9 protein-coding genes and 1 pseudogene are annotated in these 10240 nt (G+C 40.4%); 4 read left to right on the top strand and 6 right to left on the bottom strand.

The features are described 5' to 3' along the window. Window positions 1–294: 294 nt before the first annotated feature. Window positions 295–680: pseudogene (locus HP456_RS14855) on the bottom strand (response regulator transcription factor); the annotation flags it as partial. Window positions 681–1143: 463 nt separating this feature from the next. On the opposite strand from HP456_RS14855, the gene HP456_RS14850 reads away from it, so the two are divergent. Then, window positions 1144–2148 carry a DUF3231 family protein gene (locus HP456_RS14850; protein ID WP_172252440.1) on the top strand — a complete coding sequence of 335 codons (1005 nt, stop codon included), beginning with the start codon at window positions 1144–1146 and terminating at the stop codon, window positions 2146–2148. Between the two features lie 761 nt (window positions 2149–2909). On the opposite strand, the gene HP456_RS14845 is transcribed toward HP456_RS14850, so the two are convergent. The 5 genes from HP456_RS14845 to HP456_RS14825 all read right to left on the bottom strand — a co-directional run bounded on the left by HP456_RS14845 (window position 2910) and on the right by HP456_RS14825 (window position 8135). Then, the gene (locus tag HP456_RS14845) at window positions 2910–4640 is read right to left on the bottom strand and encodes a CocE/NonD family hydrolase (RefSeq protein ID WP_172252438.1); all 1731 of its coding nucleotides are present in this window, start codon (window positions 4638–4640) and stop codon (window positions 2910–2912) included. Between the two features lie 66 nt (window positions 4641–4706). Further along, window positions 4707–5351 carry an ABC transporter permease gene (locus tag HP456_RS14840; protein WP_376766222.1) on the bottom strand — a complete coding sequence of 215 codons (645 nt, stop codon included), beginning with the start codon at window positions 5349–5351 and terminating at the stop codon, window positions 4707–4709. 33 nt (window positions 5352–5384) lie between these two features. Next, window positions 5385–6296 (bottom strand): osmoprotectant ABC transporter substrate-binding protein, encoded by a 912-nt coding sequence (locus HP456_RS14835; protein ID WP_512698757.1) that lies wholly within the window; start codon window positions 6294–6296, stop codon window positions 5385–5387. Between the two features lie 32 nt (window positions 6297–6328). Beyond that, entirely contained in the window at window positions 6329–6982 is a 654-nt protein-coding gene (locus HP456_RS14830; RefSeq protein WP_172252432.1) for an ABC transporter permease, read from the bottom strand. 22 nt (window positions 6983–7004) lie between these two features. Further along, a complete protein-coding gene (locus tag HP456_RS14825) occupies window positions 7005–8135 on the bottom strand; it encodes a betaine/proline/choline family ABC transporter ATP-binding protein (RefSeq protein ID WP_172252430.1) in 1131 nt (376 codons plus the stop codon). A gap of 280 nt (window positions 8136–8415) precedes the next feature. Here HP456_RS14825 and HP456_RS14820 point away from each other — a divergent pair, with 280 nt between their 5' ends. The 3 genes from HP456_RS14820 to HP456_RS14810 all read left to right on the top strand — a co-directional run. Further along, entirely contained in the window at window positions 8416–8967 is a 552-nt protein-coding gene (locus HP456_RS14820; RefSeq protein ID WP_172252428.1) for a GbsR/MarR family transcriptional regulator, read from the top strand. Between the two features lie 194 nt (window positions 8968–9161). Then, complete coding sequence (locus tag HP456_RS14815; RefSeq protein WP_172252426.1) at window positions 9162–10067, top strand: beta-keto acid cleavage family enzyme; 906 nt, start codon at window positions 9162–9164, stop codon at window positions 10065–10067. Beyond that, a partial coding sequence (locus tag HP456_RS14810) for a 3-hydroxyacyl-CoA dehydrogenase NAD-binding domain-containing protein (RefSeq protein WP_246289084.1) occupies window positions 10057–10240 on the top strand: 184 nt, incomplete at its 3' end. The genes HP456_RS14815 and HP456_RS14810, both read left to right, overlap by 11 nt.

Genomic DNA, 10240 nt, shown 5'->3' with positions numbered 1-10240 from the left:
AGGATTAATGGATAATTGTTTGATTTCTTTCTCTGTGAATGTTTTTTTACTCATGATGTTTCCCCGATTTCTACTAGTTGTCTATTTGTCATTATACAAAAAAATACCCTATAGGTAGACTTTTTTTTAGTGTCTACTCTATAGGGTACATTTTAAGCCGGGGGTAGAAGCTCTTTACTTTTAAAAATATTTACAATAGAATTCCCGTTAAGATTTGGAGAGTTTTGTATCGAGTTCTACCTCAATTGATACTTCCCTTACCGACTATTTCTACATTCACATTGGGTGTACATGGCTCTTCGTCTCAAGACCTCCAAAGGTTGTATATCTTCTCAGTTGCGATTTAACCCTTGCAATTAACTCCAAAGGATTAAACGGCTTTGTAATATAGTCATCAGCCCCTAAATTTAAGCCGATAATTTTATCCGAATCCTCTGACTTGGCAGAAAGCATAATCAACGGAATATTATTTTCTTCTCTAATCTTCATGGATATTATGATCCCTTCCATCTCAGGCATCATAATATCCATGATAATAAGATGGATCTCATAATATCTCTACTCACTTCTATGGCTTATCTTCCATTAAAAGCTTTAAATATTTGATAACCTTCATTCTCTAAATAGATTTCTATCGCATCGACAATGGCGATATCATCATCACAAACTAATATGTTCACGGATCTTCACTCCTAAATGTGATTTTCAACATTTATCACCTCTTAAACAGTTATTCTAAGAGAATCATACCAATCAAATCTTACTAAACACTTTATCCAATTCTTAAGATTTTCTTAGTGTTTGCCGCAAGTCTGTACCAATAAATCAAAGGGGCAGGGACAAAACTAATAAACCACGACATAAAGACGAACAATTTCAGTTTATGTTCTTAATACCGCTAATGATTTCCGTGCAAGACTTCGCTTTCCACGGGTAGCCCGTGAGTCTCCTCGGCAAGCCTGCGGGGTCTCACATGTCTAGCTGCAGGGCTTAGAGGCACATGTCATAAGCCAAACCGACCAAGAAGGCAAAAACCGCCCTCTAGGCCGATTCGGGATTTGCTGCGCAATTTTCATCCATCACCCCTTATGGAAAATGCATAACAGTTGCTCAATTGAATAATAATATCCAAGAGGTGAGGATATGGATGAAAAAAATGTAAAACTGACATCTTCCGAAATAGGTACCCTTTGGGGAGAGTATGTGAACGGTACAATGACGGATGTGATAAACAGGTATATGGTCTCCATTATTGAAGACGAACAAATAAAAGCCATTTTTGAGGAGGCAATTCATACATTCGGAAAACAAAAACAGCAAATTTCCAATTTTATTAAAAAAGAGGGGTTTCCTGTCCCGATTGGATTTACTGAATCTGACCTCTTTAAAGATAAACAAAGATTGTTCACGGATATATTTTGTCTGAATTATTTACATATCATGACATTGCATGGTCTTCTGGGACACAGCACTTCATTAGCTGTCTCGGTTAGGAAAGACTTGAGGGATTTTTACGATTCATGCGATGACGATGCGAAAAAGATGTATCATCAGACTATTGAGTTATTACTCGAGAAAGGAAGCTTTCAACGAGATCCTTTATTTTACCCGGCTAAAAACCCGGAATATATTTCTTCCCGTGATTTCGCCGATGGATTCTTCGGAAAGGGCAGACGTTTAGCAGCTACAGAAATCATTAGTATTTCATTCAACATAAAAAAAAGCATTATGGCTAAAACACTTTCTATCGCTTTCAGTCAAGTCGCTCAAACAAAAGAAGTAAGAAAATTTTTAATGGATTCTCAAAACACTGCTGATCAACAAATAAAAGCATTTGCAAAAATCATGCAAGCTGATAATTTACCCGTGCCGAAATCCTGGGAAACAGAAGTGACAACTTCAACAGATTCCCCATTTTCCGATAAGATAATGTTGTATCATATTGGATTTTTGTATCAAGCTGCTCAAAACTATCACGGGACAGGCCTGGCATCAGCCATGAGAACAGACCTTGTTGCAGCTTATGAAGGTACTATCTTAAAAAATCTCAGGGTTACAAAAAAATGGTTTGATTTGATGGTACAAAATAAGTGGTTAGAGCAGCCGCCTCTTGCTCCTAATAGGAATGAAATAGCGAAAGAAGTGTAGGAAAACCATTCCTCTCGATATAATAATGAATACTATTCTTGAAAAACTAATGTGGAGGATCGCCCTTCCACGGTTAGGGCAATTTTTAAGAGAAGATTATCGATGCAATAAAACATGCGGACTTTCAGTGGTTGATGTTTTATCCTTGTTTACCAGAACAGGGCTCGAAGGCAAAGAGTAAAACCGGAAAGGAAAATCCACGTGCCTCCTCTGTGATATATCTATAGAGATTAATTCACGCGCCGAGTTAGTGGATCAGACCTTTATACGGAAAGATAAAATGTGAAAACCCACGAATATCAGAGTGCTAACCGCAGTAGAGATTTTTGCCTTCGTGCCGTGTTCTTACCTTCTATTCAATCAAAGAAGAAGGAGGATCAAGACAAACTAATATAAGTTACAATCCATCCTCTCAGGGTGAAATTGTGTAAACATATCCATATTCAAAACCGGTTCCAGCGATTGATTGGAGTGCAAAACGAAGACTCCTGCGGGAGAAGCGTGTTAGGTGAGACTTGTCCAGCTCCGGCGGCTAGAGGCTCGAGACATAAGTCCTGCCATCCAAAAAGGCAAAAAGCGCCTTTATGGCTGCCCTGACTTATGCTTGTCGCCTCTGATCAGCCGCCTCCGCTTTTCAGCCCGCAGGGAGCTATTGCGACTGAGGAGGCTCACCAACCGCCCGCGGAAAGCGAAGTCTTGCACGGAAATCATTAGCGGTATTTAGTGCCATCACTGTAATACTCGTCTTTTGGCATTTTCCATCATTCAATGATTGGTAACAAAATATGTGAAGGATACTCGTTTTGATGAAGAATCGTTTGTTTTGCTTCTTTTATTTCCTTACTGGTAACCATCGTCTTCCCTGTATTCAGGTTCGTATCGTAACGGGGGAAATTGCTTGATGATATTTCCACTCTGATACAGTGTCCAGGCAGGAATACATTGCTTGTTGCCCAAAGGTCAATCTCGTATTCGTTGATGGTATCTTTCGTTGAGCCTTCCTGCTTAACGCCATCTTGATAAGTTGTCCGGACAATGCCATCTGTTAAATTGAAGGCTTTTCCATCCGGCATAACATCGACTAACTTGGCTGTGAAATCTGTATCAATAGCATCCGTTTTTGCCCAAAGCTTTACTTTAACCGGACCGGTTACCTCAAGGGGCTCAGTTAAAGGTTCAGAGGTGTAAACCAATACATCTTCTCTTGCTTCGATTTCACGCTGATCACGCGGCCCCATCGTATTAATGCCGGCAAACAAAGTGCTTCCTCCATTTGTCGGAACCGGGTTAGAAGGATCATATACAAATGTATCGTGCGGTTCACTCCCGGCTTTCTCGACGCTTAATCGGCCATTTCCATAACAAGTATTAGCCTGCCCTTCACTATGAAAATAATAGGGAGTATAGTTCGTTCGAGCCAGCGGCCATTCATATTCATTTCTCCATACATTTGTCCCCATAACAAATAGTTTAATGGGCGCTTCCTCCATAACTGAAGATGTTTTTTCTTTTAATATCGCATCAAACCAGCGGATATGCAGACTTGTTAAATCTTCCTGATAATCGATCCAGTCACCGGATGCGTGGAGTCCGAATGATCTCTCACCCAATGTTGAGCCAAAGACACCGTGCCCCCATGGACCAATAAGTAATCTTTGTCCTTTTGTTTTATTATCTAATTGGGTATAGTTTCGAATGGTTGCCTGCAAAAAATTATCATACCAGCCTGCGATATGATAGGCAGGGATGTCTACATGATCATATTTGTGTATGATGCTCATCCGTTGCTGAGCTTCTTCACTTAATTGGTTAGTGATAAAGTCATAGAAAAAACCTGCCACTCCCAAATCCTTGAGTGGAGGCCACTTTTCAATTGGCTTGTATGAATACCACTCTTCAATGTTATTATAATACCCGGCCATTTTCAGCATCATCGAAGTATATTCTTCTTTGTTTCTGGACTTTCTTTTTATTTGATCTGGAGCGATGGATTCAAGAGCCCACGTCTCAGATGAGCCTACTAAACATTTTCCTTGATCGTTAACAGCATCCGTCTGCCAATCGCTTAATGTCATAGCAGGTACGATTGCATGTAAATGCGGCGGGCGTTCGACAGCCGCAAGTAATTGTGTGAAACCATAATAGGATAATCCAAACATACCCACTTTTCCTGAAGAGAAAGGCAGTTTTGCTGCCCATTCTACTGTGTCATAGCCGTCTTCGGCTTCATGGAAAAACGGATAAAATTCGCCTTCCGATGCGAACCGGCCTCTAACGTCCTGGATAATCACCATGTATCCATTTTGCACAAGTCGATTTGTATCTAAATATCGATGAGAAAACATCGGTAAATCTTTATTATAAGGTAGACGCGTCAATAATACTGGAAATTCCCCTTCCATATCCGGCCGATAAATATCCGAATAGAGAACTGTGCCATCTCTCATAGGGCAAGGTACATTTTTCTCTAACAAGATCTCCAACGTTTTCACTCCTTAATAGAATTCTTCCTATTAAAAATCCATCCTGGTATTCAACCGGATGGATTTTCACTTCATCTATGCAGTCTGCTCTTCTGGTTTCTTCCTTACCGGCGACAGCTTGCGTTCCAGCCATGCCATTACCACATCAGCAATAATAGCCATTAATGCTGTAGGAATTGCCCCGGCCAGGATGATGGCTGTACCGTCCGTTGCATTTGTACCGCGGAGGATAATGTCTCCTAATCCCCCTGCACCAATAAAAGTACCAATTGTTGCAATTCCGATTGTAATGACCAGCGCTGTCCGCAGACCAGCCATGATCACGGATAATGCAAGGGGAAGTTCTACCATACGAAGCACCTGGAATTTCGTCATCCCCATCGCTTTTCCAGAAACCAGTAAGGTATGGTCAACATTGTTGATACCTGTATAAGTGTTTTTTATTATAGGCAAGAGCGAATAGAGAAAGAGTGCAAACACGACGGTATTCGTTCCAAGTCCCATAACCAGCATAAGAACAGCCAGCATCGCCAAAGCTGGAATTGTTTGAATAATATTAGCAAGTGACATTACCCATGGACTTAATCGATGATAACGGGAGATTAAGATACCGACCGGAATAGCCACGATTGCTGCAAACAACACTCCATATACGGACATTAAAAAGTGCCGATAGAATTGTTCCCATACATAACTTGCATTTTGCGAATAATAATACATTATGTCTTGGATCGTTTCCAATATGGACACCCCCTAGTTATTCTCAAAATATTGGTTTTCTTCCAGAAATTCTTTCGCAATGACGGACGGTTCTTTCATTTTCCCATCTGCTTCATAGTTCATTTCCTGCATTTTTTCCGTATCAATGGCACCTTCGAGCTTTTTAAGGATATCCCGAAGTTCAGGATGATCTCTTAGAACCTCGTTACGTGCCACTAATGAAGTATCATATGGCGGGAAAAATTGCTTATCATCTTCTAATACTTTTAAATCAAATGCTTTTATACGTCCATCTGTCGTATAGGCAAGTACGACATCCATTTTTCCTTTTGCTGCTGCCTGATAGACTAAACCGATCTGCATTGGATACGTTTTACCGAACTCAAATCCATATGTGTTGACAAACCCTTCATAGCCGTCTCCTTTTCTTTTCAGCCAGGCATTATCAACTCCTAATTCCAAACGCGAAACAATTGGCTTTAAATCTGAAACCGTGTTCAAATTTTCTTCTTCAGCCATTTCTCTCGTAACGGTAAATGCATATGAATTGGCAAATCCATAAGAATCAAACCATGTTTGATCGTATCGTTCCTCAAATTCACGTTGAACAACTTTAAGAGCTTTATCTGGATCTTTAACCGGCTCCATACCTAATGCTCCTGCCAAATCTGTTCCTGTATAGCGCGTGGCCGTAATGTCGACATCCTCGTTCATCATTGCTTTATGCTGGACTATCGATGAACCTAAGTTATTGACCATTTCCACTTCCACTTCTGAGTAATGTTCAATCAATTGGCGGATGATATTCCCCATAATCTGTGATTCTGATGTACTCAACGTCCCAACGGCAACTGTATCCTTAGATGGCCCGCTCAACCCGGGAAGAGAACAGCCGCTTAACAGAATAGACAGTGAGACCGTTAACACAATTATTAATCGACGTATTTTTAACACTTTTCTTGTTCCCTCCTTCCTTCCTATGCCGCTTCTTTCATCTTACGCATTCCTTTAGGCGTTACTGATTTTTCAATGCGTCCTAAAAGCAGGTCAATCAATAATGCCAGTATTGTAACCGGGATCGCCCCGGCAATAATAAATTCAGCTTGATACAACGTTAACCCGCTGAAAATGTAATCTCCAAGGCCGCCTGCTCCAATATAGGCTGCTAAGGTAGCCCAGCCGATTAAATAAACAGTTGACAGGCGAATTCCAGCCATGATAACAGGGATGGCAAGTGGTATTTCCACATAGCGGATCTGTTCCCATCCAGTCATACCCATCCCGCGTCCTGCTTCCAGTAAACTGCGTTTTACACCATTAACTCCTGTGTACGTGTTTCTCAAGATGGGTAGGACTGAATAGAAAAATAACGCAATAATGGCAGGTATTTTCCCAACACCTAAAATGGGAATGAAGAAAGCGAGGATAGCAAAACTGGGAAACGTCTGAATAACGCCCAATATTCCCATTACAAATCCTGCTCCTTTTGGGAATCGTGTTAAAACGACTCCAAGTGGTACCGCAACAATAATCCCCAACAATGCAGCAATCACTGATATATATAAGTGCTCCCACGTTTTAAAGATCATTTCACTTCCATTAGTACTTAAAAATTGTAAAAAGGTATTCATTTCATCTCCCTCCTATTCATACTTACTGTGTGGTTTCTTCCTCTCCCCAAATCGAATCGTAAACAATATCCACTAGGCTTGCTCTTGTTACGATTCCAACAAGACGATGGTCTTGATCGACAACTGCGACATATTTCATGCCTTTTTTCAAAATCTTACGAATCGTATCCCGTACCAGATTATCTTTGTTTACTGTCAACTCTGATTCGATTACATCCCCTACGAGATTGGCTTTTTTACGTTTCTGATCAATGATTTCAATGTCAATATACCCTTGAAGGATTTGGTTATCATTCACAACAAGCAGCGAATCTACACGTTGTTCCTTCATTAGTTGGATTGCTTCAGATAATGTTTTTTCAGGTGAAATGGTAATTGGTTTTGGATTCATAATCTGCTCCACCGTTTGAATGGTAGGCTTTACCTGAACAAGACGATCTTTGCCGATAAATTCTTCAACAAATTCATCAGCCGGGTTTCGCAGGATCTCATCTGGTGATCCGCATTGCACTAATTGTCCATCACGCATGATGACAATACGATCAGCCAATTTAAGCGCTTCATCCATATCATGAGTGACAAACACGATGGTTTTTCCTAATTTTTGTTGAAGTTTTTTGAACTCTTCCTGCAAGGAATCTCTTGTAATGGGATCAAGTGCACCAAATGGTTCATCCATTAAAATCAATGACTGATCCGCTGCTAATGCACGCAGCACACCAACCCTTTGCTGCTGACCTCCACTAAGCTCGTGTGGATAACGGTCCAAATACTCAGGCGTCATGTCTACTAAATCCAATAACTCTCTGGCTCTTGCACGGCGTTTATCTTCAGGCCATTTAAGTAATTTAAGAACAAGTGAAATGTTTTCCTGAATCGTCATATGCGGAAACAAACCAATTTGCTGGATTACATACCCGATTTCTCTTCTCAGCTGAACCGGATTTTTCTCAATAATATTTTCTCCATTAATATAGATACTTCCATCAGAAGGTTCAATCAAACGGTTTATCATTTTCATTGTCGTTGTTTTACCACAGCCGCTTGGTCCGATAAAACAGATGAATTCCCCTTTTTCAAATTCTAATGACAAATTATTAACCGCTTTCTTTCCTCCTTTATACTCTTTTGATACATGGTCGAATTTCAGCAAAATGCAGACACCTCCATAATATTTTTCGATCGTAAATATACATGCACTTATTTAATAGCTGCCTTTCCTAGTATAGATTAAACTTTGTAAAATAAAAAGTTTATAAAGTTTATATATTGTACAAAATTTACGTAAAATATTTATTGTACAAAGTTTATAAGGGGGTTTTCTTACGTTTCCTTGCTTTTCTTTTTCTTTCCTGCCAATTCCTCATGTTTGGTTTTATAAATAATTGTGGTACATTGTCATATGAAGTTGGCTATTGGAAGGGTGAAACCACGTGAATGAAAAACCATTATTTAAAGTGAAACAGGTTGAAGATCAATTTGCTGAAAAAATTGCAGATAATATGCGTACATTCGGAGTTTCAACTACAGTCGGGCGGGTTTTGGGAATTATTTATATGAATCGAAAACCAATGACTCTTGATGAACTTTCGGAAGCAACAGGGATGAGCAAGACCCGAATGAGTCAGGTTATGCGAGAAATGCTCGATTTTAACATTGCTGAAAAGGTTTTTGAAAAAGGAGTCCGTAAAGACTTATATAATGTCGAGCAGGACTATTACCAAACCTTTATTTCGTTGTTCACATCCAATTGGCAAAAAGTCATCAATAAAAACAAACTATTCGAGAAAAAGCTGTCTGCTGAATTATCGGACGTACTTCAAAATGACAATATTAATGAAGAAACAGAGCAAAAGATAAATGAACTGTTAAAGGAAACAAAGGAATGGCTGAATTACTACCAATGGTTAGGAAATTTAGTCGAATTCTTCGATAGCGGTGAAATATTCAAACATGTTCCTAAGCCTGGGGATTCCCAACAATAAACGGGATCATGTCTGATATATAGGAAGTACCATGCAATACCCAACAAAAAAGAGAAATGGAGTCTTTCCAATTTCTCTTTTTATTTACAAGGTTTAACTAACCAATAGTGCATTCTATTATTCTTAGTTGAACGAACGAAGACTTTCTGATTTGAAGTGTCAGTTAGTACCGGATTATAAAAGGAGGAACCATCATGAATAAAAATGTAATCGTAACATGTGCGGTAACAGGAGCAGGAGAAACGACTAATAAAAGCTCACATGTACCAGTCACCCCGGAAGAGATCGCACAATCTTCTATTGAAGCAGCTAAGGCCGGTGCCACAATCGCTCATATCCATGTGCGTGACCCAAAAACGGGTGCATTAAGTCATGACCCTGCTTTATTTAGAGAAGTCGTTGAAAGAGTACGAGAATCAGAGACAGATGTGATTCTAAATATCACAGCTGGCGGAGGCGGCGATTGGATTCCAAGCCAGGGGGATCCAACAATTGGCGGGCCTGGAACCGACATGCAAACACCAGAAGAGCGTCATGAGCCTGTAGGAGAATTATTACCTGAAATCTGTACATTAGATTGCGGAAGTCTGAATTTCGGAGATCAACTTTACGTGAGCCCGTCAGATTGGCTGCGTAAGCAAGCTCGTCTTATTCAGGAAAGCGGTGTGAAGCCTGAAATGGAATGCTTTGATACCGGCCATGTCCGCTTTGCTAAACAATTAATGGAAGAGGGTCTTATCGATGGTGATCCGATGTTCCAATTTTGCCTTGGAATTCCATGGGGAGCAGAAGCAGATGCAGAGACGATGCTGTACATGCGCGATAAACTTCCCGAAAATGCTCACTGGTCAGCATTCGGGATAGGTCGAATGCAAATGCCAATGGCTATTCAATCCATGCTTCTAGGCGGAAATGTCCGTGTAGGCTTGGAAGATAACCTTTACTTGGATAAAGGCGTTTTCGCCACAAATGCACAATTGGTTGATCGAGTTGTCACTACCATGAACGGATTAGGTGCTAAACCAATGACACCTCAAGAAGCACGTAAACACCTCGGATTAAGAAACCCTTACGGAAAGGCTGAATCATATGGAAATTAAAAAGATCGCCGTTGTTGGAACAGGTGTGATAGGGAACGGATGGATTTCCCGTTTTCTATCACAAGGCTATGATGTCGTTGCAACAGATCCGGCAGAAAATGCAGAAGCACGTATGAGAGAAAGTATAGAAAACGCATGGCCAGCCCTCGAAAAGCAGGGATTAGCTGAAGGCG

Source organism: Bacillus haikouensis, assembly GCF_013179555.1.
Classification (GTDB): domain Bacteria; phylum Bacillota; class Bacilli; order Bacillales; family Bacillaceae_B; genus Rossellomorea; species Rossellomorea haikouensis_A.
Note: the sequence above shows the minus strand (reverse complement) of the source record. Positions and strands in the feature narration are given on the sequence as shown.

Excerpts from the sequence above, each read along its gene's own strand:
- HP456_RS14850 (WP_172252440.1), top strand. The coding sequence starts at position 1,144 with ATGGATGAAAAAAATGTAAAACTGACATCTTCCGAAATAGGTACCCTT.
- HP456_RS14815 (WP_172252426.1), top strand. The coding sequence starts at position 9,162 with ATGAATAAAAATGTAATCGTAACATGTGCGGTAACAGGAGCAGGAGAA.
- HP456_RS14840 (WP_376766222.1), bottom strand. The coding sequence starts at position 5,351 with ATGTATTATTATTCGCAAAATGCAAGTTATGTATGGGAACAATTCTAT.
- HP456_RS14830 (WP_172252432.1), bottom strand. The coding sequence starts at position 6,982 with ATGAATACCTTTTTACAATTTTTAAGTACTAATGGAAGTGAAATGATC.